This window comes from Cellulomonas pakistanensis, from assembly GCF_016862755.1.
GTDB classification, from domain to species: Bacteria; Actinomycetota; Actinomycetes; order Actinomycetales; family Cellulomonadaceae; genus Cellulomonas; species Cellulomonas pakistanensis.
In genome coordinates, this window is the sequence record NZ_BONO01000002.1 from 169,580 (window position 1) to 192,758 (window position 23,179).

The following is a 23,179-nucleotide window of genomic DNA, read 5'->3' on the forward strand; positions in this document are numbered from 1 at the left end:
CGGCTCCCGAGTGGCGGTCCCGCGCGCGCCGGGTTCTGCTGGCTTCATGAGCATGGCTGAGCCGTTCCTGCCGCACCCCGACCACGACCAGGAGGTCGCCGCCGCCGACCCGGGCGCCGGCGCCCCCGACACCGCCCCCGGCTTCGGGATCGAGGGCGAGGAGCCCGGCACCCACCCCCGCCCCGAGGGCACGAGCGACGCCGACGGGCCCGGCGCGGGCGAGCCGGCCGACGACACCCCGTTCCGCACCCCGGACGGCACGTCGCTGTCGCCGGAGGACCTGGCGGGCGACGAGGGCTGATCCACGGCGGCTGCCGGACCCGGCCGGGCGCCCGGGCCTTCCGCCCCATCCGGCCGGGCCTTCCGCGCGCCCGGCCCGGCCTGGCACACTCGGCCGCGGCGCACCGCCGCGAGACCGGGAGGACCCACCGATGTCGTTCCAGGCCTACCTCGACGCGATCGAGGACAAGACCGGCAGGACGCCGCGCACGCTGGTCGACGAGGCGCGCGCGAAGGGCTTCGACGCCCCGGACGTGAAGGCGGGCACGATCGTGGCCTGGCTGGCCGAGGACTACGGCCTCGGCCGCGGGCACGCGATGGCGCTCGTGCACGTCATCAAGAACGGCCCGCGGATCGGCACCGAGCACGTCGGCTCGACGGGATCGCACCGGGACGAGTCCGACACCCTCTGGCTCGACGGCAAGGCCACGAAGCCGGCCTGACGCCCACCCCAGCCGCGGGCCGCCCCGGCCGGCGCCCGCTCCGGTGGCGCCCGCCCGCGTCGCGGGTCACGGTGGACCCGCGGCGGCGGAGCAGCGGCCGCGTGACGACCCGGCGCCCGACGGCGCCCCGTCCGCTGGGAGGCGCCGTGCCCGCGCAGGACCCCACCGCACGACCCGACCCCCGCCGCGTCCTCGTGACCGGCGCCGACTCCGGCATCGGCAAGGCGTGCGCCGTGCGGCTCGCCCGCGAGGGCGGCCACGTCGCGATCACCTGGCACGAGGACGAGGACGGCGCGCAGCGCACCGCCGCGGAGGTGCGCGAGCGCGGCGCGGAGCCGCACGTCGCGCGCCTCGACCTCTCCGACCCGACGACCGCGCCCCGGGTGGTCGACGAGCTCGTCGGCGCGATGGGCGGGCTCGACGCGGCCGTGCTCGCGGCCGGCACCGGCACCGCGACCCCGCTGCTCGACCTGGACTACGCGACGTGGCGGCACGTGCTGTCGGTCGACCTGGACGGGGCGTTCCTCTGCCTGCAGTCCGCGGCCCGGCACCTGGTCGAGGCGGGCGCCGGCGGCAGCATCGTGGCGATCACCAGCGTGCACGAGCACGCCCCGCGGGTCGGGGCGGCGCCGTACTGCGCGGCGAAGGGCGGTCTGGGCCTGCTGGTCAAGGTGGCGGCGCTCGAGCTCGCCGAGCACGGGATCACCGTCAACGCCGTCGCCCCGGGCGAGATCGGCACGCCGATGACCGGCCAGGAGGACGAGACGGTGACGCGCGGCCACGAGCGCCCCGGGGTGCCGCTGCGCCGGCCCGGCGACGCCCGCGAGGTCGCGGCGGTCGTCGAGCTGCTGTGCTCCCCCGACGGCGGCTACACGACCGGCGCGTCCTGGTCCGTGGACGGCGGCATGCTCACCATGGGACCGATGGCCGGGTCGCACCTGCAGCAGGACGACTGGCGCCGCCCCTGACGGCTCACCACGCCGGGGCGTACCGGTTCACCACGATGTCGCCGTAGGCGCGCGAGCCCATGAGCCGGCCCGTCCACGGCCGGGCGAACAGCGGGCGGCCGGCGCCGAGCACCACCGGCATGACGCGCAGCTCGACGACGTCGACCACGCCCGCGGCCAGCAGGTCCGCCATCAGGGTCAGCGACCCCCACAGCACGAGGTCCTGGTCGCGCCGCAGCTCGCGGACCCGCGCGACGGCGTCGCCGCGCTCGACCGTCGCCGGCTCCAGGTCGCCCCACGGCGCTGCGTCGAGCGTCCGGGAGAACACCGACTTGGGCAGGGCGTTGAGCCGCGGGCCCACCAGCTCGCCCTCCGACTCGTCGGTCGGCCAGAAGGACGCGAACAGCCGGTACGTGGCAGCGCCCAGCAGCACGCGGTCCACCGTCTCGAGCCACGGCAGCGTGTCCCGGTCGATCGCGGCCCAGTCCTCGCCCGACCCGGCGAACCCGACGTCGCCGGCAGCGTCCGCGGCGTACCCGTCGAGCGACACCGCCTGCTGCACCGTCAGCGAGCCCATGCCCGCACCCCCTCCCGACGCGCCCGGCGCCAGTGTGGCACCGGGCCTCGCCGACCGGGGCGGCCGGCGGACCCCGACGGGCGACCAGGGCCGGGCCAGGCCGCTCAGCAGGACAGACGCGGGCGCGGCGGCCAGACTGCCCGCGTGAGGACGATCGGTGTGGAGGAAGAGTTCCTGCTCGTGTCGGAGGACGGCTCGCCGCGCGCGGTGGCCGCGGCGGTGCTGCAGCACGCCTCCTCCGAGGACGGCGACCCCGACCCGGAGACCCCGGGCGGCAACCTGGAGAAGGAGTTCGCGCAGGAGCAGGTCGAGATTTCGACCCGCCCGTGCGCCGACCTGCCGTCGCTGCTCGAGGAGGTCCGCGCGGGCCGGTGGCGCGCCGACTCCTCCGCGCAGCACGCCGGCGCACGGATCGCGGCGCTCGCGACCTCGCCGAAGGACGTCGAGCCCACCGTCGTGGTGAACCGGCGCGCGCAGGACATCGCCGAGGAGTTCGCCCAGACGGCCCGGGACCAGCTCACCTGCGGCTGCCACGTGCACGTCTCGGTGGACGACGACGAGGAGGGCGTCCGCGTCGTCGACCACCTGCGCCGCTGGAACCCGGTGCTGCTGGCGCTGAGCACGAACAGCCCGTTCTGGCGCGGCGACGACTCCGGGTACCAGAGCTTCCGCTCGCAGGTGTGGGGCCGCTGGCCGACGGCGGGCGCGACCGCGCCGTTCGGCGACGCCGCGACGTACCGGTCGACCGTGCGCTCCCTGGTGGAGAGCGGGACGATCCTCGACACCGGGATGATCTACTTCGACGCCCGGCTGTCGGCGCACTACCCCACCGTCGAGGTGCGGGTGGCGGACGTGTGCCTCGACCCGGAGGACGCGGTCCTGCTCGGCGCCCTGGTGCGCGGGCTCGCCGACACCGCGGTCGAGCGCGGCGACGAGGGGCTCCCGCCCCAGCCCCGGGCCGAGGAGGTGCGGGTCGCCGGCTGGCGGGCCGCCCGCTCCGGCCTCACCGGCGACCTCGTGAGCCCGACGACCGGGCGCCCGGTGGCCGCCGGGACCGCGGTGGACGAGCTGGTGCGGCACGTCACGCCCGCGCTGGAGCGGAACGGCGACCTGACGTGGGTGCGGGAGCACCTCGAGGCGCTGCTCCGCCGGGGCAACGGCGCGCAGCAGCAGCGCCGCTGGCGGCAGGAGGGCGCGGACGACGCCGAGCTCGCGCGCCGCGCGGTGCGGGCGACGCTGGGCTGAGCGGCAGGGCCGGGGTTCCGGGGCGCGGGGGACGCCGGGCCGGGAGGCGCCGGCCGAGGGGCGGACGGACGGCCGATGGGCTGCAGGCTGAGGAGTGACGCACGTGACACCGGCCGGGCGCGCCGCTGACCTGCGCCGACGCACGGCGGCCCGGGCTCCGGGCACGCTCACCCGCCCGTGCTCGCCGCGCGTTCACGGGACCTTCACGCCAGACTGGAACACTGAACGGTCCCCAGGCGTTGACCCCACCGAACAAGCGATACGTCTGTACGTCAAGGCACGGAGGTCCCTGATGTCGAACCGGTCCCTGCGCGGTATGCGCATCGGGTCCCACAGCATGGAGACGGACGAGGGCGTCGACTTCGCCCCGCGTCTCCAGGCGTACTACGACTGCCCCAACGGGCACACGATCATCCTGCCGTTCTCCGTCGAGGCCGACGTCCCGGTCGTGTGGGAGTGCCGGTGCGGCGAGGAGGCGCTGCTGCGCGACGCGTCCAAGCCGGAGCCGAAGGCCACCAAGCCGCCGCGCACCCACTGGGACATGCTGCTGGAGCGCCGCACGATCAAGGAGCTCGAGGAGCTGCTCGACGAGCGCCTCGACCTGCTCCGCGCGGGCAAGCTGCGCCGGAGCGCCTGAGCAACCCCCACGGCCGGACGGCCGGAGCACGGGCCTCGCACCCTCGGGTGCGGGGCCCGCTGTCGTGCGGGGGACGTCCTCGGCAGGTCGGGGCGTCAGCCCCGGCGCGTCGTCGCGTCAGCCCCGGCGCACCCGCCGGGCCAGGTCCCGGAGCTGCCGGACCCGCTCCTGGGCGCCCCACACGGTGACGCGCACCAGCGCCTCGACGACGATCGACCGGCTCATCTTCGACCGGCCCTCGGCGCGCTCGACGAACGTGATCGGCACCTCGACCACCCGGCCGCCCGCCTTGAGGACCCGCCAGGCCATGTCGATCTGGAAGCAGTACCCGTGCGACGCGACCTCGTCCAGCGCGAGCCGCCCGAGCGTCCCCGACCGGTACACCCGGAAGCCCGCCGTGGCGTCCCGCACCGGCAGCCCCATCGCGAGCCAGGCGTAGGTGTTCGCGCCGCGGGACAGCAGCTGGCGGTGCACCGGCCAGTTCACGACCCGCCCACCGCGCACCCACCGCGACCCGACGACGAGCTCGGCGTCCGCCACGCGGTCCAGCAGCCGCGGCAGGTCCTCCGCGCGGTGCGAGCCGTCGGCGTCCATCTCCACGACGGCGTCGTAGCCGCGCTCGAGCGCCCACCGGAACCCGGCGACGTAGGCGGTGCCGAGCCCCTGCTTGCCGGTTCGGTGCAGCACGTGGATCGCCGTGCGGTCGCGGTCCGCGGCGTCCTCGGCGGCGATCCGCTCGGCGAGCTCTCCCGTGCCGTCCGGCGAGGCGTCGTCGACCACGAGCACGTCGGCCGCCGGCACGTGCCGGCGCAGGGCGGCCAGGGCGCGCGGCAGGCTGTCCCGCTCGTCGTAGGTCGGCATGACCACGAGGACCCGGCGGGCGGCACCCGGGGTCGGGTCGGCGGGGCCGTGCGGGTCGGCGGTCACGCGGCCGGCTCCGGGCGGTCGGCCCGGCGCACCCGCCACGCGCCCGCCGCGCCGGCGACGGTCATGACGACGGCCAGCGCCCCGACGACCCCGCTCGGCCACGCCCCCAGCGCCGCGGCCGGGGTGTGCGACTGGCGCAGCGGCAGCCGGGCGACCAGCTGGTCCGGGGTGAACAGCTCGGTGTCCTGCGCGACCGTGCCGTTCGGCGAGATGACCGCGCTGACCCCCACGGTGCTGACCTGGACCGTCGCCCGGCCGAGCTCGACGGCCCGGACCCGCGCCATCGCCAGCTGCTGGGTCGACTCGGCGGAGTAGCCGAACGAGGCGTTGTTGGTCTGCACCACGAGCACCTCGGCGCCCTCGCGGACCGCCTCGCGGACGATGCCGTCGTAGGCGACCTCGAAGCAGATCACGGCGCCGAGCCGGACGGTGCGCCCGAGCCGCTCGGACTCCAGCGGGACGACGCCCGGCTCGGTGCCCGCCAGCATGTCGTTCTGCACCAGGTCGACGGCCGACGAGAACGGCCGGACCAGGTCGCGCAGCGGGATGTACTCGGCGAACGGCGCCGGCCGCTGCTTGGAGTACCACGCGACGGGACCGTCGCCGGGCTCCCAGAGGATCGACGTGTTGTACCGGCCGCCCGTCTCCGGGTACTGGATGGTGCCGATGAGCATCGGGGCGCCGACGGCCTGCGCGGCGGCGTCGATGTCGGCGGCCGCCTCGGCGTTCACCTCGGGGTCGATGTCCGTGCCGTTCTCCGGCCACAGGACCACGTCGAGGTCGCCGGGCTCCACCTGGTCGAGCAGGGCGTAGGTGCCTGCCAGGTGGTTGTCGAGCACCTCGCGCCGGTTGTCGAACGCGTGCAGGCCCGGCTCGGACACGTTGCCCTGCACGGCGCCGACGGTGAGCGTGCCGTCCTCGGCGCGGGTGCCCATGGGGACGAGCAGCCCGACGACGACGAGCCCCACCGCGAGACCCACCCGGCCCAGCACGGGCAGCAGCGCGAACCGGCGCGCGGCGAGCAGGGCCAGCGCGAAGGCGGCACCGGCGGCGGCGACCGCGGCCGACACCAGCGGCGCCCCGCCGAGCCGCGCGAGCGCCAGCGCCGGCGAGTCCGCCTGCGAGAACGCGAGCCGTCCCCACGGGAAGCCGCCGAACGGCCACATGCCGCGCAGCTCCTCGACCGCGACCCACAGCACGACGAACACGACGAGCTGCAGCGAGCCGCGCCGCCACACCGCCTCGCCACGGCGCGCCCAGGACCACGCCGCGCCGAACAGCGCGACGAACCCGGCCTCCGCGACCGACAGCGCCACCCAGGGCACCACGCCGACCGCGTCGTCGGCCCAGGTGAGCAGCGGCAGGAAGAACGCGAGGCCCCACAGCCAGCCGAGCAGGGCGTTCCACCGGGCGCTGTCCCGCCGCATCGCGAGGAACAGCAGCGCGATCCCGGGGGCGGCCGCGTACCACCAGCCGAGGTCGGGGAACGCGGTCCAGGTCAGCAGGCCGCCGACGACCGCGAGGACCGCGCTCCACCAGCGGGAGGGGTCACGGAGCGGCACCGCGCCAGGGTACGGCACCCGGCTGTCCGGTCCGAGCCGCGACCGGTCGGGCGAGGCGCACGGGGCGTCGCCACCGCCGGCCTCACCTGGGCCGACCGACCGGCCCGCGTGTCCTTCGTACCGCACGACACCGCCTGGGCGGTGCCCGTTCTCTAGTGAACACGCGGGCCTGGTCGGAGCCCGACGTGGTCCGGACGTCCCGCCGCGCGGGGCTACCGCCGCGTGGCGCCCTTGCCGGACCACTCCCGAGAACCTATCGAAACGTCGGGGGGTGTCAAGGGCGTCCACGGGGCCCTGAGCGGCGTTCGCGCAGGTCGCCCCGCACGGAGGGTGTTGCCCGATTTGTCCGGATGATGGCGGGGGTTCGGCGTGTCGTGCGGCGTGTCGGAGAGGCGGCATCCGGGTGACCGTCGGGTGGCGAACGGGTGGCCCCCGGGTGAGGCGTCGACCCGTGCGGCGCAGCGGATTCACCCGTCCGCGGGACCCGGGGTGCGGGGCACCGCTTTCCCACCCCCGGGCGCGCCGGCGTCAGCCCAGCTCGTCGTGCAGCACGACCCCCGCGCGCACCGTCCGGACGCACTCCGGCAGCGGGTCGTCGTCGCGGAGCGCCGGCAGCACGCCGGGGCCGGGCTCCGGCACCCGCCACACGGCCAGGTGCGCCGGCGCGCCGACCGCGAGGTCGCCGGCCACGGCCGGGCCGCCCGACACCCCCACGCCCCCCGCGCCGCCCGGGACCCCCGAACCGCCTGCTCCCCCGTCGCCGACCGCCCCGACCTCGCCGCGGCCCACCGCCGCACCCGCGCCCCGGCCCCCGCCGCGCCCGGCCGCCCAGCCGCCGCGCGTGTGCGCCGCCAGTGCCGCCGCGAGCGGCAGCCGCTGGTCCGGCGTCCGGTGCCGCACGGCCGCGCGCACGGCGCCCCACGGGTCGAACGGCGTCACGGGGCTGTCGGACCCGAACGCGAGCGGCACGCCAGCGGCCCGCAGGTCCGCCAGCGGGTGCAGCGACGCCGCGCGCCCCCGCCCGAGCCGGGCGGCGTACATGCCGTCGTCGCCGCCCCACGCGTCGTCGAACGCCGGCTGGACCGACGCCGTCAGCCCGAGCAGCACGAGCGTGGCCAGCGCAGGGGCGTCCAGCATCGACGCGTGCTCGAGCCGGTGCCCGGCGGCGCGCACCGCCTCGACGCCCTCGACCTCCGCGGCCACCCGGACCCCGAGCAGCACCTCGTCGAGCGCGCGGTCGCCGATGACGTGGAACGCCGCGGGCAGCCCGGCGCGGGTCGCGGAGGCGACGTGGTTGCTGACCTGCTCGGCGGTGAGGTCGAGCCGGCCGGCGGGGTGCGGCCAGCCCGTCGCCGCGTCGGCGTAGGGGGCGCGCAGCGCGGCGGTCCGGCTGCCGAGCGAGCCGTCCGCCGCCAGGTCGCCGCCGACCCCCGTCAGCCCGGGGACGGCGGCGGCGAGGGCGCGCACGTCGTCGGCGGTCTCGCACAGCTCGGCGCGGTAGCCGACCACGAGGGGCAGCGCCGAGCCGGGGTCGGCCGTCAGCGCGAGCAGCGCCGCGAGGCCCGCGCGGGTGTCGGTCTGCGGGGCGCTCTGCTCGTGAACGGCCACGATCCCGGCGCGCGCCGCGGCCTCGAGCGCGCCGCGGTACCGGGCGTCCCGGGCGTCGGCGGGCAGGTCCCGGACGGCGGCCCGCGCGGCGGCGTGCGCCTCTCCCGTCACGGAGCCGTCCTCCCGCCAGCCGGGCAGCGCGCGCAGCCCCAGCACCTCGGCGAACGACGTCGACACGACGCCGGAGTGCAGGTCGACCCGGCCGAGGTACACCGGCGCCCCGCCCGCGGCGGCGTCCAGGTCGGCACGGGTCGGCGGCCGGCCCTCCGGCCAGGCGTCCTCGGCCCAGCCCCAGCCGGTCAGCGGCGAGCCCTCGGCGGCGAGCCGGCGGCCCACGGCGCCGGTCGCGGCGTCGCGCACGGCGGCGAGCGCGTCGGCGAGGCTCGCGCACCCCGCCAGGTCCACGCCCGCGCGCACCAGCCCGGTGTCGAGGACGTGCGCGTGCGCGTCGACGAACCCGGGCGTGACCAGCGCGCCGCGCAGGTCGACGACCTCGTCCGCCGCGTCCGCGAGCCCGTCCGCCTCGTCCGCGCCACCGACCCACGCCACCACGCCGTCCGCCACGAGCAGGGCGGAGGGGGCGACGGCGGACGCGGGTGCGGCGAGGACGGCAGGCGTCAGCACCGCACCGCCCCGGTACAGGGTGGTGCTCACGCGGGAACGATAACCGGGCCGGTCAGCGGCGGCCCACCGGGGTCGAGCCCGCGCTCACGTGCCGGCGTACGCCACGACGCCCCGACGCACCGCGGTGACCGCCTTGCGCGCCGTCTCCCGCAGCCGCGCGTCCGGCGCCGCCTTGGCCACCTGGTCGAGCACGTCGACCACCTGCTTGCACCACCGGACGAAGTCGCCGGCCGCGAGGTCCGCGTCCCGCAGCACGGCGTCGAGACCGCGCCCGGCCGCCCACCGGTGCACCGGCGCCACCAGGCCCAGGTCCAGCGGCTGCGTCGACTCGATCCGCCGCGCGCTCTCCAGGTCGTCCAGCTCGGACCAGATGCGCGTCGTCGCGTCCAGGGCGATGCCCAGCCGGCTCGACGGCCCGCCCGGCACCGCGGGCCCGCGGTCGCGGTCGTCCCGGCGGGCGGAGTACACGACCGCCGACACCGCCGCCGCCAGCCCCGGCACGTCGAGGTCCGCCCACGCCCCGCGGCGCAGGCACTCGGCGAGCAGCAGGTCGTTCTCGGCGTAGATCCGCCGCAGCCAGCGGCCCTCGTCGGTGACGACGGTGCCGCCCTCGTCGTCGGTCGCCAGGTAGCCGAGCTGGTCCAGCACCTCGCAGATCCGGTCGAACACGATCGCGATCGACCCGGTCCGGCCCTCGATCCGCCGGACCAGCGACCGGTGCTCGCCCTCCAGGCGGTGCCAGCGCTCGGCCCAGCGGGCGTGCTCCTCGCGGTCGGGGCACTGGTGGCACGGGTGCGCGCGCAGCTCGCGGCGCAGGGCGGCGATGGCCTCGTCCTCGTCCTCCGCGGCGGCCCGGCCCCGGCGGCGGCTCGGCGCCGCCCCGGTGATCCGGCCCGCGTTGATCTCCCCGCGGAGCGTGGCGGCGAGGTCGCGGCGGTGCGACGCGGCGCGCGGCGAGAAGCCCTTCGGCACCCGCAGCCGGCCGACGGCCTTGACGCCGTCGCCGACCTCCTGGACCGACAGCCGCCGGACCTCGCGCTCGGTGGTCAGCACCATCGGTCGGGCACCCTCGAACCCGCCGTGCGCACCCGGGTCGACGACCACCGCGTACGTGGACCGGCGGCCGCTCGGCACCGCGACGACGTCCCCGACGGACAGCCCCTGGAGGCTCTCGGCGGCGGCCTGGCGCCGGGCGGTCGCGCTCGCCCGGTGCACGCCCCGCTCGCGGTCCGAGATCTCCCGGCGCAGGGCGAAGTACTCCCGGAAGTCGCCGAGGTGGCAGGTCATCGCCTCCGCGTAGCCCTCCAGCGCCTCGGCGTGGCTCTGCGCCTGCCGCGCCAGCCCGACGACGCCCCGGTCGGCCTGGAACTGCGCGAACGACGTCTCCAGCACCTCGCGGGCCCGCACCCGGCCGACCTGCGCGACCAGGTTCACCGCCATGTTGTACGTCGGGCGGAACGCGGAGCGCAGCGGGTACAGCCGCTTCGACGCCAGGCCCGCCAGCGCCATCGGGTCGAGGTCGCCCCGGCCGACGACGACCGCGTGGCCCTCGGTGTCGATGCCGCGGCGCCCGGCGCGCCCGGTGAGCTGGGTGTACTCCCCCGGCGTGATGTCGACGTGGTGCGAGCCGTCCCACTTGACCAGCTTCTCCAGCACCACCGACCGCGCGGGCATGTTGATGCCGAGCGCGAGCGTCTCGGTCGCGAACACGACCTTGACCAGCCCGCGGGCGAACGCCTCCTCGACCGTCTCCTTGAACGCCGGCAGCATCCCGGCGTGGTGCGCGGCGACGCCCCGCACCAGCGCGTCGACGAAGCCCCAGTAGCCGACGACGTCGAGGTCCTCGGGCGCGATCGAGGCGCACCGGGTCTCGGCGATGAACCGGATCTCCTCGGCCTCGGCCGGGGACGTCAGCCGCAGCCCACCGGCGAGGCACTGCGCCACGGCCGCGTCGCAGCCGGCGCGGGAGAAGATGAAGACGATCGCCGGCAGCAGCCCGGCCTCGTCCAGCACGTCGACCATGACGGGCCGCGGGACCGGCCGGGGCCCGCCGCCACCGCCCGGGCCGCCGCCGCCGGGGCCGCCGCCGGGCCGCCGCCCGCCCGGCCCGCGGAACCCGCGGTCGCCCGCGCCCCGCCGCCCGCGGTGCGGCGCGTCCGACGCGCGCTCCGCCCGCCGCAGCAGGTGCGCGAGCTCCGGGTTGATCGGCGGGTTCTTGCCCGGTGCCGTCGGGTCGACGTGGCCCGCGTACAGGTCGAGCAGGTCGTCGCGGACCAGCACGTGCTGGCCGAGCGGCACGGGCCGGTGCTCGCTGACCACCACCGCGGTGTCCCCGCGGACCGTACGCAGCCAGTCGCCGAACTCCTCGGCGTTCGACACCGTGGCGGACAGCGACACCAGCTGCACGTCGTCGGGCAGGTGGATGATCACCTCCTCCCACACCGGGCCGCGGAACCGGTCCGCCAGGTAGTGCACCTCGTCCATCACGACGTAGCCGAGCCCGTCGAGCGTGCTCGACCCGGCGTAGAGCATGTTGCGGAGCACCTCGGTGGTCATGACCACCACGGGCGCCTCGCCGTTCTGCGTCGTGTCGCCGGTGAGCAGGCCGACCTGGTCGGCGCCGTACCGCCGCACGAGGTCGTTGTACTTCTGGTTCGACAGCGCCTTGATCGGCGTCGTGTAGAACGCCTTGCGGCCCGTGGCCAGCGCCAGGTGCACCGCGAACTCGCCGACGACGGTCTTGCCCGCACCGGTGGGGGCGGCGACGAGCACGCCGCTGCCCCGCTCCACCGCCTCGCAGGACTCGACCTGGAAGTCGTCGAGCGGGAAGTCGAGGAGCCGGCGGAACCGGGCGAGCTCGCTCTTCTCCGCCTGCGCCCGGCGCCGCGCGGCGGCGTACCGCTCGGCCGGGGACAGCTCGTCGGGCTCGGGGGTGCGTGCCGTGCTGCGTCGTGCCACGGCCCCACCCTAGGTCGGGTCGGCCGCCAGCACCCGGACAGCGCCCGGCACGACCTCCGCGACCAGCGGCAGCGCCCCGATCCGCTCGCCGTCCGCGTGCGCCTCCGGCGGCGTCCCGCCCAGGTGCGGCGCCGGCTCGACGAGCACCCGGCGGCTCCGGATCACCTGCACCGAGGGGTGCCGGACGTGCCGCCCGGCGTACATCCCCGGGAAGATCCGCACCACGCCGGCCCGGCTGAACGGGCCGGCGACCACGACGTCGAGCAGGCCGTCGTCCAGCCGCGCGTCCGGGGCGATCCGGATGCCCCCGCCGATCCACGGGCCGTTCGCCGCGACGACGACCGTGCCCGCCGACTCCCAGACGCCCTCGTCGGTCGTCAGCCGGTAGCCGTACGGCCGGAACGCGCGGAGCTCGGGGCCGAGCGCCCGCACGTAGCGGGCGGAGCCGCGCGGCCAGGACTGCGCGTTGGCGCGGGCGTTCACCGCCGCGTCGATCCCGCAGGACAGCGCGCCGAGGTACCACTCCCGCGCGGCCTGCGCCGGCGAGCCGACCCGGACCGCGTCGATCGCCCGCGGCCCCGTGAGCAGCGCGCGCTCGATCGCCGCGACCGACCCGGCGACGTCGCCCCGAGGCAGCCCGAGGGCGCGCGCCACGTCGTTGCCCGTCCCGCCCGCGACGATGCCCAGCGGCAGGTCCGTCTCGGCGACCACGTTCGCGCCCAGGTGCACCAGACCGTCGCCGCCGACGACCACCAGCGCGTCCAGACCGGCGACGGCCGCCCGGCGGGCGTGCGCGGTGGCCGTCCGCAGGTCGTGCGCCGTCAGGTCCTCGACCCGGTGCCCGCGCCGGCGCAGCGCGTCGAGCACCGCCGCGCCCACGCCCGACCCGCGCCCCTTGCCCGCCACGGGGTTCACCACGACCCCGAGGTGGCTCACGTCGCGAGCGTCCCGTCCGCGGTGCCGGCTCCGGTGCCGGTCCCGCGCCCGCCGAGGCCGCCCTCACCGGTCGCCGTGCCACGCTCGGCCGCCGCCAGCCGCTTGTCCGCGCGCCGGTCGTGCAGCACGCACACGCCCAGCGCCGCGAAGTACAGGCCGCAGATGGGCAGCGCCATGACGATCATCGTGATCGCGTCCGGGGTCGGCGTCATCACCGCCGCGAACACGAACGCCAGCAGCACCGCCCAGCGCCAGCCCTTCGCCCACGTCTCCGCGCGGACCAGGCCGACCAGGTTGATGCACACCATGATCACGGGCAGCACGAACGCGAGCCCGAACGCCAGCACGAACCGCATGACGAAGCTGAGGTACGCCTGCGCGTCGATGAAGTTCGACGCGCCCTCCGGCGTGAAGTCCGTCAGCACCTTCACGGCCGTCGGCAGCGTCCACGCGGACAGCGCCGCACCGGCGAGGAACAGCGGCACCGCCGCGACCAGGAACCCGACCGCCGACCGCTTCTCCCGCCGGGTCAGCCCCGGCGTGATGAACGCCCACAGCTGGTACAACCACCACGGGCTCGAGATCAGGACCGCCAGGAACAGCGACACCTTGATCTGCATGTCGAACGCGCTGGCCAGGCCGGCGAAGTTCACCGACACCCGGCCGTCGCGCCCCGCCGCGGTGTCCAGCAGCGGCTGCTGGAGCAGCTCGAACACCGGCTCGTACAGGAACCAGCCCGCCACCGCGCCGAGCGCGAGCCCGACCGCCGCGAGGAAGAGCCGCTTGCGGAGCTCGAGCAGGTGCTCGCGCAGCGGCATCCGACCCTCGGGGTCGGCCCGCCTCGTGCGTGCCACGGATCAGGCGCTGGGGGTGGTGCTGCCGCCCGCCGGGGGCTGCTGGACGCGCGGGTCGAGCGAGGGGGCCGGCGACGCGGTCGGGGCGGGGTTCACGGTCGGCTGCGCGATCGGCGGGGCCGGGTCGGCCGTCGGGGGCGGCGTCGGCGCGGTGCGGGGCTCGTCGTCGGACTGCAGGTCCTTGACCTCCCGCTTGAAGATGCGCAGCGACTCGCCCACGGACTTCGCCAGGTCCGGCAGCCGTCGCGCCCCGAACAGCAGGAGGATCACGACGAGCAGCACGACGATGTGCCAGGGCTTCAGGGCGTTCATGACGATCCTGTCGGACGGAGACGGTGACCCCGCCGATCCTAACCGCCGGATGTGCCGGTGCGGGTGAACCGGGTGGTGCGGGCGTCGGCGCGTGCGGGTCGGGTAGGTGGTGGGCGCGTGGGCGGCGCGCGGTGGCGCGTGGGTGCGCTCGGCACGGGGCGGAGAGTGGGTGCGCTCGGCGCGGGGCGGAGAGTGGGTGCGCTCGGCGCGGGGCGGAGCGCGGGTGCGCTCGGCGCGGGGTGGAGCGCGGGTGCGCTCGGCGCGGGGTGGAGGGTGGGTGCGCTCGGCGCGCGGTGGCGCGTGCGCACGGAGGACCCGCCGGTGGTGGGTGTGCGCGGGCGCCCGCACCGCCCGGCGACGTCAGCGCGTGTAGGCGCGCCAGCCCTCGCGGGTCGCGCGGTCCCGCTCGCGGCGGACCTCCCGGCGCTCCCGCGCCCGTGCACGGTTCTCCGCCCAGCGCTCCCGCGCCTCGTCCGGGTCCGGCAGCAGGACCGCCTCGCGGGCGGCGCGCGCGGCGCGCTCGGCCTCCTGCGCCTGCTCGGCCAGCGTCGTCGCGTGCTCGGCGAGCTGCCCCAGCACCGCGGAGGCCTCGCGCAGCTCGGCGACCAGCGCGCGGAACCGGCGCCACAGGTCGCGGCCGAGGAAGAACGCGCCGACCAGCGTGCCGACCACCAGCACGGACCACACGACCACCCAGACCATCGGGCCAACCTATCCCGTCAGCCCGCGGTGGGGGTCGGGGCGCCGGGAGCCGGGTCGGCGTCGGCAGGGTCGGCGTCGGCAGGGTCGGCGTCGGCAGGGTCGGCGTCGGCAGGGTCGGCGTCCGCCGGGTCCGCGTCCGCCGGGTCCGCGTCCGCCGGGTCCGCGTCCGCCGGGTCCGTGTCCGCCGGGTCGGTGGGGGCGGCGCTCGGAGCCGGGTCGGCGTCGGCCAGCGGGCCGTAGGCGGCCAGCGCCGCCCGCGCCCGGGCGGCCACGTCGCGCGCCACCTCGGGCGGACGCACGCCGAGCACGTCGTCGGCCGCCTGCAGCAGCAGGCTGCGCAGGAACGCCCGCTGGCCCACCCGCACGTCGACCTCGAACGACCCGTCCGGCAGGTTGCGCACCGCCTCGACCGGCACCGTCTCCGCCACCCAGCGGCCCGTGCTGCGCAGGTGCAGCGTCGCCACGTCGCCCGTCAGGTCGAGCAGGAACTCCGCCGTCGCCCCGCGGCCGGCGCCCGGGTGCGGGTCCGCCGGCTCGTCGAGCACCTCGGCCGCCAGCACCCGGTCGAGCCGGAACAGCCGCTCGTCGTCGGCCCGCAGGCACCAGGCCTGCAGGTACGAGCGCTCGTCGCTCGTCGTCATCCGCAGCGGGTCGACCAGGCGGTCGCTCGTCACGTCGGAGGCGTTGACGTACCGGATGCGCAGCCGGCGGCGGGTCGCCAGCGCCGTGCGGATCGCCGCGACCACCTCGGGCCGGCCGTCGACCGCCAGGCGCACGTCCACCGCGTTCGCGGCCTCGCCCGTCGCGGCCGTCAGCTTGGCCAGCGCGGACCGGAGCACCTCGGCCTGCTCGGGGTCGAGCGTCGGGCTCAGGTCCGCGACCATCGCGCTGAGCGCCGCGAGCAGCGTCACCGCCTCGCGCGTGCCCAGCCGCAGCGGCCGGGTCATCCCGCGGGACTCGGTCAGCCGGATCTCGCCGCGGTCGTAGGAGTCCGCGTCGAAGTCGATGAGGTCGTGCGGGTAGTAGCCGGGCGTGCCGCTCATCCAGAGCGTGTCCACGTCCGCCATCACCTGCGCCGGGGTGACACCGAAGTGCTCCGCCAGCTGCTCGACGGACACGCCGTCGTTGCGGTCGAGGTAGCCGATCATCCCGAGCAGGCGCAGCAGCCGCTCGCTCGCGCGCTCAGCCACGGCGGGCCTCCTCGGGGTCGGCGGGGGCGGCGGGCTCGGAGGCGGAGGCACCGCGGTCGGAGACGACGGGGTCGGAGGCGACGGTGTCCGAGGCGACGGGGTCTGCAGCCGCGTCGGGGCCGGCCGCCGAGCCGCCGTCGAGCACCGCCGCGACCTGCAGCAGCCCGAGCACCGCCTCCCGCATCGCCGGCGGGTCCGCGACGAGCACGGCGTCGCCGTACCCGGCGACCTCCTCCGCGAGCTCCCACGTCGCGCGGTACGCCACCCGGACCAGGTCACGGTCGGCCACGGCCGCGCGCAGCACCGGCGACGCGTCGGCGGGCAGCTCCGCCGGCACGCCGCGGGCGCGGAGCGCCTCGGCGCGCTCGGGCTTGAGCGCCAGCACCGCCGTGCGCTCCTCCGCGACGTCCCACGACCGCAGCGCCGATTCCGTCTGCTCGGGCGTCGGCGCCGGGAACGCGCCGGCCGCGCCGACGGCCTTGACCTTGCCCTCGATCCGGCTGAGCCGGAACGACCGCGTGCCGCCGCGGTCGACGTCGAAGCCCACCAGGAACCAGCCGCCGCGCCTGGCGACCAGCCGCCACGGCTCGACGAGGCGCTCGCGCACCTCCCCCGTGCTCGCCGCGCGGTACGTGAACCGCACCCGCTGCCGCGCCTGCACCGCGTCGAGCAGCGGCGGGAAGGCGTCGCCGCCCGCCCGGACCCGAGGCGCCAGCCCGGCCGCCAGGTCGCTCGACCCCGCGCCCGCGCCGACCGCACGCAGCTTCGTCAGCGCGCGCGACGTGTCCGCCCGCACCGAGCGGTCCTGCCAGAACTCCGCCGCCAGCGACAGCGCGCCGAGCTCGGCCGAGGTCAGCTCCAGCGGCGGCAGCGCGTAGGCGTCCTGGTCGATCCGGTACCCGATGTCGTCCCCGTGGCCGGCGGACGTCACCGTCGCCACCGGGATGCCGAGGTCGCGCAGCGTGTCCTTGTCGCGCTCGAACATCCGCTCGAACGACTCGTCGGACGGCGCGTCGCCGTAGCCCGCGACGGTGCGGCGGATCTGCTCCTTCGTCATCCGGCCCGGCGTGTGCACCAGGGCGATGACGAGGTTGAGCAGCCGCTCGGCGGGATGGATCTGTTCGGGCATCGGGGACAACCGTAGTGGCCGGTAGCGTGGTCCGGTGATCACATGGCGCTCGGGCACGGTGGAGCAGGTCGGACGGTCGTGGCCCGGGGCCCAGGAGCTGACCGTCGTCGTCGCCGACGGCGTGTCCGGACCCGACCCCGTCACCGTGAGGGCGCTCGCGTACCCGGGGCTCGTCGGGGACCTCCGGGTCGGCGACGAGGTGCTGCTCAACGTCTCCGCGCTCGCCCGGGGTCTCGGCACCGGCGGGTACGCCCTCGTCGTCGCGCCCGCGTCGCCCGACCGGCTGCCCGCCGACCCGCCGGCTGGGCCCGGCCACCTGGTCAAGGCCCGGTACACCCCGCTGCAGACGATGGTCCTCGGTGTCGACGACCAGGAGTCGCCGCACCACGACGTCCTCCGGGACGCCGACGACCTCGCGGGCCTTCCCGTCGTCGTCGCCGACCTGCACTCGGCGCTGCCCGCCGTCGTCGCCGGGATCCGGTACGCCGACGCCCTGCTGTCCACCGCCGGCTCCGGCGTCCCCCCGCTGCGCGTCGCGTACGTGATGACCGACGGCGGCGCGCTGCCCGCCTGGTTCTCGATGGCGGTCGCCGGCCTGCGCGACGCCGGGTGGATCGAGGCGTGCCTCACCGCCGGGCAGGCGTTCGGCGGCGACCACGAGGCCGTCACCCTGCACACCGCCCTGCTCGCCGCGCGGCACGTCGTCGGGGCGGACGTCGTCGTCGTCGCCCAGGGGCCGGGCAACCTCGGCACCGGCACGCGGTGGGGGTTCTCCGGCGTCGCGGCCGGCGAGGCCGTCAACGCCGCGGCCGTGCTCGGCGGGCGGCCCGTCGCGTCGCTGCGGGTGTCGGGCGCCGACGCGCGCGAGCGGCACCTCGGCGTGTCGCACCACTCGCTGACCGCGTTCGGGCGCGTGGCCCTCGCGCCGGCGGACGTCGTCGTGCCGGTGTTCGACCCGGCGCCCGTGCTCGTCGGGGGTGGCGTCGGTGGACCCGCCGGCGGTGCTGTCGCGGCGTCCGGAGGGGCGGGCGGCGGCGCGCGCACCTCGTCCGCGGCGGCGACGGACGACCCGCAGCCCGGTCTGCAGGTGCCCGACCCCGAGGCGCACCTCGACGCGCACCTCGCCGCCGTCGGGCGGCGCGTGGCCCAGCAGGCCCGGTCGCTCGGCGAGCCCGCGGGCCGGCACCGGCTCGTCGAGGTGGCCGCCGGCGCCGAGCTCATGACGGCGCTCGGCGGGTCGCCCGTACGCCTGTCGACCATGGGCCGCGGGCTGGCGAAGGACCCGGCGGCGTTCCTCGCCGCGGCGGCCGCCGGCGTGCACGCGGCCCGGCTGGCGCGGGGGGCCTGAAGCGGCTCGCGCGCGGCGGCCTGACCGGCCCGCGCGCGGCGACCTGAGGCGGCTCGCGTGCGGCGCTTGGGGCGGCTCGCGCGCGGCGGCCTGACCGGTCCGCGCGCGGCGACCTGAGGCGGCTCGCGCACGGCGGCCTGACAGGTCCGCGCGCGGCGACCTGAGGCGGCTCGCGTGCGGCGCCCGGAGCGGCTCGCGCGCGGCAGCCTGACCGGTCCGCGCGGGGCGTCGTGCCCGTGCCCGGTCGGTTCGGGCCCGTGCGGTCCTTCGTGAGCGTGCCCGGTCACCAGGGGCCGGTGCGAGCCGGGCCCACGGACCCGCGCGGGCCTTGCTGAGCCGGACCAAGCGCGGAGACCGTGCTCGAGCGGGCATCGAGTCCTCCACAGCACCGGCCACGGTGCTCGTCCCCAGGCTTGTGACGCGAGGCGCATGGCGTGTCGGAGGTCATCCGTAGGTTGGTGCCATGCCCGATGACCAGTGCACCTCCGCTCCCCCGCCGCTCGCCGGCGCGGTGCTGCCGTGCGGCTGCGGGTGCACGTGCGGGGGCGGGGGCGGCGGTGGCCTGCCCACGCAGCCGGACCCGGACGCACCCGTCGTCGCCGGCGCTGACGCAGTCGTGGACCCGGGCACGGAGGACGCGGTCCGACAGAGTCCGGGCGAGTCCGTCGCTCCGGGCCGCGAGGCCGACTCGCCAGAGGCGCGCGCCGCGGTCGTCACCGAGTATCTCGACCCGTCCCAGCCCGACACGTTCCGTCTCCCGACCGCGCTGGACGAGACCCCGACCGGCCTGCCGCTCGTGCGGCTGCTGAGCGCGCTGGACCTGCGCGCGCTGTCGTCGTTCGACCTGGTCGAGGTCGCCGCTGCCTACGTCCGCATGGCCGGGTGGGTGCACGCTGGGCTGGCCGCGGCAGCTGCCGCGCTGCACCGCACCCCCGACATGCCCCACCCGCGCCTGACCGACCACCAGAACCGCGTCGAGCAGCTCGCCATGCCGCTGCGCGCCACCGCGACCGCGCTGTCCATGCGGCTGAACCGCTCCCCTCAGGAGATGCTCGCCCTGGTCCGCGAGGGCCTCGCCTACGACCACCACCTCCACGCCACCGGTCAGGCCCTGGCCGACGGCCGCATCGCGGTGTCGGCGGCCCGCGCCGTCGCCGCCCGGCTCGGTGATCAGCCGTGGCAGGTGGCCCAGGCCGTCGAGGACCGCGTACTGCCCCGCGCCGCGGAACGCAGCACCGGCCAGGTCAAGCGCGACCTCGCCCGCACCCTGCTCGAGGTCGACCCGGAGCACGCCGCCGAGCGGCACTCCGCGGCCCAGGCCTCCCGGATGGTCACCCACCCCCGCGCCCTCCCCGACCAGATGGCCGAGATGCGGGTGGTCCTCCCCGCACCCCAGGCCGTGGCGATCGACACCGTGCTCGACTCGTGCGCCCGCACCGCACGCTCCGCCGGCGACCCGCGCACCCTGGACCAGCTGCGGGCCGACGGGCTCGCCGACCTGTTCCTCGCGGCCCCGACGGGCACCGCCGCGGGCGACACCGTGGTCGACCCGACGGCCGGCGGCCCGCTGCTCACCGACCGTGGGGCCCTCGACCCGGCCGGGTCCTGCGCGCCCCTGACCGACGACGGCGGGCGAGCCACCGCTCCGGCGAGCATCATCGTGGCGGACGGCAGCGGTCCAGCGGACGGGACCGGCACTGGCACGGCGGACTACACCGGCACGCTGGACGGCGCCGCCACGGCCTGCGACACCCGCGCGGCGGACGGAACAGGGACGGCGGACGGCACCGGCACGGCGGACCGAACAGGGACGGCGGACGGCACAAGCACGGCAGACGGCACCGGCACGGCGGACCGAACAGGGACGGCGAACGGCACCGCCATGGCAGAAGGCACCGGCACCGGCACGACGGACAGCACCGCCGCGGCCAGCGCCCGGCGACGCACCACGACCGGACCGCGCGACCCGCGCACCCACGTCCTGGTCACGGTCCCGCTGTCGACGCTGCTCGGGCAGGACGAGCGGCCCGCCGACCTCGCGGGGTACGGCCCGGTGGACGCCACCACAGCGCGCGCCCTGGCTCTGGGTGGCACGTGGCAGCGTCTCGTCACCGACGACCTCAGCGGCACCGTCCTGGACGTCGGCCGGACGACCTACCGCCCGCCGGCCGCTCTCGCCGACCACGTCCGGCACCGCGACTCCACCTGCGTCGCGCCGGGCTGCTCCGTGCCCGCGGCCCGCTGCGACCTCGACCACACCGAGGCGTGGCACCCCGAACCGGCCACCCGCGACGGCGACGACCCCGACCCGCCGGGCACCACCAGCCACGACAACCTCGAGCCGCTGTGCCGACGCCACCACCTCGCCAAGCACCAGCTCGGCCTCACCCTGCGTCAGCGGGAACCCGGCGTGTTCGACTGGACCGACTCGACCGGCCACGCCTACCGCACCCGACCGGGCGTCGACGCGCCGACCGAGCACCTGACCGCACCGAGGCGCGTACGGCGCGACCGCCGCTCGGCGCCCGCGGGCACGACGGGGCCCGCGCCCGGAGCGGCACAGCCTCCTTCCCGTCCGGCCGACGAGGACGACAGCGACCGGCCGCCGTTCTGAGGGTCAGACCGAGTCGGTGAACGAGACCGGCTTCCCCGCAGCCCGGGCGTACGCGATCTCCTGGCGGGTGGACTCGCCGACGTACCCGTCCGGGTTGACCACGAGCACGCGGTCGGCCAGGTCGATCTTCCGCAGGTGGAGGGTGCCAAGTGCGGTTCTCTGGTCGTCGGTCAGCGGACCGTCCACCTCGCTGGGTGCGACCACGACGGCACCGGCGAGTGTCAGCTCTCGGTTCGCCGCACGCAGCTCGACGGTGAACCGGGTGGAGCCGCAGAGGCACACGATCTCGGGTCGGACGGGCACGGCACCCGCACCTGCAGACGCCCCGGCACCCGCACCCGCGGACGCCCCGGCACCCGCACCTGCAGACGGCACGGCACCCGCACCCGCGGACGGCACGGCACCCGCACCCGCGGACGCCACGACTCAGTCGTCCCGTCCGGTGCGCTGCCGCACGGCGACGAGGGTCGACAGCCGCTTGGCCTCGCGCCGGGCGCGCTCGCCGTCGGAGCGCTGGACGCCCATGACCGCGAGGGTGTCGCCGTCGTCGAGGTCGAGCTGCACCCACGGCCGGCCCTCGCCGAACCGCACCCAGACGATCTCGCCCCACGCGACGGTGCGGGTGGTGGCGAGGTTCCGCACGCGCAGCCCCTCGGCGGTGGGCGTGGCGGACACGGTGGCCTGGCGCCAGAGGAACCAGACGATGGCGGCCCCGACCAGGGCGATGCCCGCGAGGTCGGCCGTGGACCAGCCCTCGACGCCGGTACCGGACAGCAGCGCGATGAGCAGGACGGTCGCGGCGGCGACGACGACGGCCATCGTCCCGGTCACCAGCCGCGCCGCCCGCGGGCGGAAGACGTCGTCCAGCACGGGCCGGCGCCCGCCGTCGCCAGGCCGGCCGCCGTCGCCCGATCGACCACCGTCACCAGGCGCACCGCCGTCGTGGCCTCGCCGCCCGCGGTCACCCGCGCCGCCCGAACCCGCGCCGCCCGAACCCGCGCCGCCCGTGCCCGCGCCCGGCTCCCCCGCCATCGCCCGACCGCCCGACGTCAGAGCCGGCAGGCGTGGATCGACGTGACGAGGATCGCCCGCGCGCCGACCTCGTACAGCGCGTCCATGACGCGGTTGGTCTCGGACCGGCGCACCATCGCCCGCACGGCCGCCCAGTCGCGGTTGTGCAGGGGCGAGACGGTCGGCGACTCGAGGCCGGGCGTGATGGCGACAGCCTGCTCGACGAACTCGGTCGGCACGTCGTAGTCCATGAGGACGTACTCGCGCGCGGTCAGGACGCCCTGCAGCCGGCGGGTCAGCACGTCGAGCCCGGCGGGCTCCTCGACGCCTGCGCGGCGGACGAGCACGGCCTCGGACTTGAGGATCGGCTCGCCGAACACGTCGAGGCCGGCGGCGCGCAGGGTGGTGCCGGTCTCGACGACGTCGGCGATCACGTCGGCGACGCCGAGCCGGATGGCGGTCTCGACGGCGCCGTCCAGGCGGACGACCTCGGACGGCACGACGCCCTGCTCGCGCAGGTACGCCGCGACGAGGACGGGGTACGAGGTGGCGACGCGCCGGCCGGCGACCTCGCGCACGTCGTTCATCTGGCCGGCCTGGGTGGCGAACCGGAAGGTCGACCGGGCGAAGCCGAGCCGGAGGTGCTCGGTCGCGGGCGACTCGGAGTCGAGCAGCAGGTCGCGACCGGTGATGCCGACGTCGACGGTGCCGGTGCCGACGTACACGGCGATGTCGCGGGGGCGCAGGAAGAAGAACTCGACGCCGTTGTCTGCGTCGGGCAGGACGAGCTCGCGGGAGTCGCGGCGCTGGCGGTAGCCCGCCTCGCGCAGCATCTCGGCGGCGGGCTCGGCGAGCGAGCCCTTGTTCGGGACGGCGATCCTCAGCACGGTGGTTCCTCGGGTGTCAGTGCGCGTGAACGGGGGCGGGCCGGGCGGGCGCGGCGCGGCGGGTACGGCGCCGGTCAGAGGTGGGCGTACACGTCGTCGAGCGTGAGGCCCTTGGCGACCATGAGCACCTGCAGGTGGTAGAGGAGCTGGGAGATCTCCTCGGCGGTGCGGGCGTCGCCCTCGTGCTCGGCGGCCATCCAGACCTCGGCGGCCTCCTCGACGATCTTCTTGCCGATCGCATGGACGCCGGCGTCCAGCTCCTTGACGGTGCCCGAGCCGGCGGGCCGGGTGGCCGCCTTCTCGGTGAGCTCAGCGAACAGCGCGTCGAACGTCTTCACGCCCGCCAGCGTAATCGGTCCCGGGCCCTCCCCCTGCCCGCCGACCGGGCC

At 77.0% G+C, this 23,179-nt stretch carries 22 protein-coding genes; 7 read left to right on the top strand and 15 right to left on the bottom strand.

Annotated elements, in window-relative coordinates; all coding sequences use genetic code 11:
- Window positions 1-46: 46 nt before the first annotated feature.
- The 3 genes from Cpa01nite_RS02210 (at window position 47) to Cpa01nite_RS02220 (ending at window position 1,690) form a co-directional block, all read left to right on the top strand.
- Window positions 47-301 carry a hypothetical protein gene (locus Cpa01nite_RS02210; RefSeq protein WP_203667093.1) on the top strand — a complete coding sequence of 85 codons (255 nt, stop codon included), beginning with the start codon at window positions 47-49 and terminating at the stop codon, window positions 299-301.
- A 130-nt stretch (window positions 302-431) separates the two neighbouring features.
- Window positions 432-722: a DUF4287 domain-containing protein gene (locus tag Cpa01nite_RS02215; RefSeq protein WP_203667094.1), complete on the top strand. Its 291-nt coding sequence runs from the start codon at window positions 432-434 to the stop codon at window positions 720-722.
- 146 nt (window positions 723-868) lie between these two features.
- Window positions 869-1,690, top strand: a complete 822-nt coding sequence (locus Cpa01nite_RS02220; RefSeq protein WP_203667095.1) for an SDR family oxidoreductase — start codon at window positions 869-871, stop codon at window positions 1,688-1,690.
- Between the two features lie 4 nt (window positions 1,691-1,694).
- Here the strand turns inward: Cpa01nite_RS02220 and Cpa01nite_RS02225 are convergent, their stop codons facing one another.
- On the bottom strand, window positions 1,695-2,246 hold the full coding sequence (locus Cpa01nite_RS02225) for a dihydrofolate reductase family protein (protein ID WP_203667096.1): 552 nt from the start codon (window positions 2,244-2,246) through the stop codon (window positions 1,695-1,697).
- A 144-nt stretch (window positions 2,247-2,390) separates the two neighbouring features.
- Here Cpa01nite_RS02225 and Cpa01nite_RS02230 point away from each other — a divergent pair, with 144 nt between their 5' ends.
- Complete coding sequence (locus Cpa01nite_RS02230; protein WP_239068454.1) at window positions 2,391-3,491, top strand: carboxylate-amine ligase; 1,101 nt, start codon at window positions 2,391-2,393, stop codon at window positions 3,489-3,491.
- Window positions 3,492-3,783: 292 nt separating this feature from the next.
- Complete coding sequence (locus tag Cpa01nite_RS02235) at window positions 3,784-4,128, top strand: RNA polymerase-binding protein RbpA (protein ID WP_147793582.1); 345 nt, start codon at window positions 3,784-3,786, stop codon at window positions 4,126-4,128.
- Between the two features lie 117 nt (window positions 4,129-4,245).
- Here the strand turns inward: Cpa01nite_RS02235 and Cpa01nite_RS02240 are convergent, their stop codons facing one another.
- The 10 genes from Cpa01nite_RS02240 to Cpa01nite_RS02285 all read right to left on the bottom strand — a co-directional run bounded on the left by Cpa01nite_RS02240 (window position 4,246) and on the right by Cpa01nite_RS02285 (window position 16,930).
- Window positions 4,246-4,989, bottom strand: coding sequence for a polyprenol monophosphomannose synthase (locus Cpa01nite_RS02240; protein ID WP_203667166.1), 744 nt, complete (start codon window positions 4,987-4,989; stop codon window positions 4,246-4,248).
- A 62-nt stretch (window positions 4,990-5,051) separates the two neighbouring features.
- A complete protein-coding gene (lnt, locus tag Cpa01nite_RS02245) occupies window positions 5,052-6,617 on the bottom strand; it encodes an apolipoprotein N-acyltransferase (protein WP_203667097.1) in 1,566 nt (521 codons plus the stop codon).
- A 528-nt stretch (window positions 6,618-7,145) separates the two neighbouring features.
- Entirely contained in the window at window positions 7,146-8,879 is a 1,734-nt protein-coding gene (locus Cpa01nite_RS02250; protein ID WP_203667098.1) for an amidohydrolase, read from the bottom strand.
- Window positions 8,880-8,933: 54 nt separating this feature from the next.
- Window positions 8,934-11,807, bottom strand: coding sequence for a DEAD/DEAH box helicase (locus Cpa01nite_RS02255; protein ID WP_203667099.1), 2,874 nt, complete (start codon window positions 11,805-11,807; stop codon window positions 8,934-8,936).
- Window positions 11,808-11,816: 9 nt separating this feature from the next.
- Window positions 11,817-12,743, bottom strand: coding sequence for a diacylglycerol/lipid kinase family protein (locus Cpa01nite_RS02260; protein ID WP_203667100.1), 927 nt, complete (start codon window positions 12,741-12,743; stop codon window positions 11,817-11,819).
- Entirely contained in the window at window positions 12,740-13,561 is an 822-nt protein-coding gene (gene tatC / locus Cpa01nite_RS02265; protein WP_203667167.1) for a twin-arginine translocase subunit TatC, read from the bottom strand. Before tatC ends, Cpa01nite_RS02260 begins: the two co-directional genes overlap by 4 nt.
- Before the next feature lie 39 nt (window positions 13,562-13,600).
- The gene (gene tatA / locus Cpa01nite_RS02270; RefSeq protein WP_203667101.1) at window positions 13,601-13,909 is read right to left on the bottom strand and encodes a Sec-independent protein translocase subunit TatA; all 309 of its coding nucleotides are present in this window, start codon (window positions 13,907-13,909) and stop codon (window positions 13,601-13,603) included.
- A gap of 360 nt (window positions 13,910-14,269) precedes the next feature.
- Window positions 14,270-14,611, bottom strand: coding sequence for a hypothetical protein (locus Cpa01nite_RS02275; protein WP_203667102.1), 342 nt, complete (start codon window positions 14,609-14,611; stop codon window positions 14,270-14,272).
- Window positions 14,612-14,628: 17 nt separating this feature from the next.
- A complete protein-coding gene (locus tag Cpa01nite_RS02280; RefSeq protein WP_203667103.1) occupies window positions 14,629-15,801 on the bottom strand; it encodes a helix-turn-helix transcriptional regulator in 1,173 nt (390 codons plus the stop codon).
- Entirely contained in the window at window positions 15,794-16,930 is a 1,137-nt protein-coding gene (locus Cpa01nite_RS02285; RefSeq protein ID WP_203667104.1) for a helix-turn-helix transcriptional regulator, read from the bottom strand. The genes Cpa01nite_RS02280 and Cpa01nite_RS02285 overlap by 8 nt, the downstream gene beginning before the upstream one ends.
- Window positions 16,931-16,964: 34 nt before the next feature.
- Between Cpa01nite_RS02285 and Cpa01nite_RS02290 the strand changes: the two genes are divergently transcribed.
- Both Cpa01nite_RS02290 and Cpa01nite_RS02295 read left to right on the top strand, forming a co-directional pair.
- The gene (locus Cpa01nite_RS02290) at window positions 16,965-18,278 is read left to right on the top strand and encodes a DUF3866 family protein (protein WP_203667105.1); all 1,314 of its coding nucleotides are present in this window, start codon (window positions 16,965-16,967) and stop codon (window positions 18,276-18,278) included.
- Window positions 18,279-18,741: 463 nt separating this feature from the next.
- Complete coding sequence (locus tag Cpa01nite_RS02295; protein ID WP_203667106.1) at window positions 18,742-20,892, top strand: HNH endonuclease signature motif containing protein; 2,151 nt, start codon at window positions 18,742-18,744, stop codon at window positions 20,890-20,892.
- 3 nt (window positions 20,893-20,895) lie between these two features.
- On the opposite strand, the gene Cpa01nite_RS02300 is transcribed toward Cpa01nite_RS02295, so the two are convergent.
- The 4 genes from Cpa01nite_RS02300 to Cpa01nite_RS02315 form a co-directional block, all read right to left on the bottom strand.
- Window positions 20,896-21,195 (bottom strand): hypothetical protein, encoded by a 300-nt coding sequence (locus tag Cpa01nite_RS02300; protein ID WP_203667107.1) that lies wholly within the window; start codon window positions 21,193-21,195, stop codon window positions 20,896-20,898.
- 123 nt (window positions 21,196-21,318) lie between these two features.
- Window positions 21,319-21,762 carry a PH domain-containing protein gene (locus tag Cpa01nite_RS02305; protein ID WP_203667108.1) on the bottom strand — a complete coding sequence of 148 codons (444 nt, stop codon included), beginning with the start codon at window positions 21,760-21,762 and terminating at the stop codon, window positions 21,319-21,321.
- 179 nt (window positions 21,763-21,941) lie between these two features.
- The gene (gene hisG, locus Cpa01nite_RS02310; RefSeq protein ID WP_203667109.1) at window positions 21,942-22,790 is read right to left on the bottom strand and encodes an ATP phosphoribosyltransferase; all 849 of its coding nucleotides are present in this window, start codon (window positions 22,788-22,790) and stop codon (window positions 21,942-21,944) included.
- A 74-nt stretch (window positions 22,791-22,864) separates the two neighbouring features.
- Window positions 22,865-23,128, bottom strand: coding sequence for a phosphoribosyl-ATP diphosphatase (locus Cpa01nite_RS02315; RefSeq protein ID WP_203667110.1), 264 nt, complete (start codon window positions 23,126-23,128; stop codon window positions 22,865-22,867).
- Window positions 23,129-23,179: the final 51 nt, after the last annotated feature.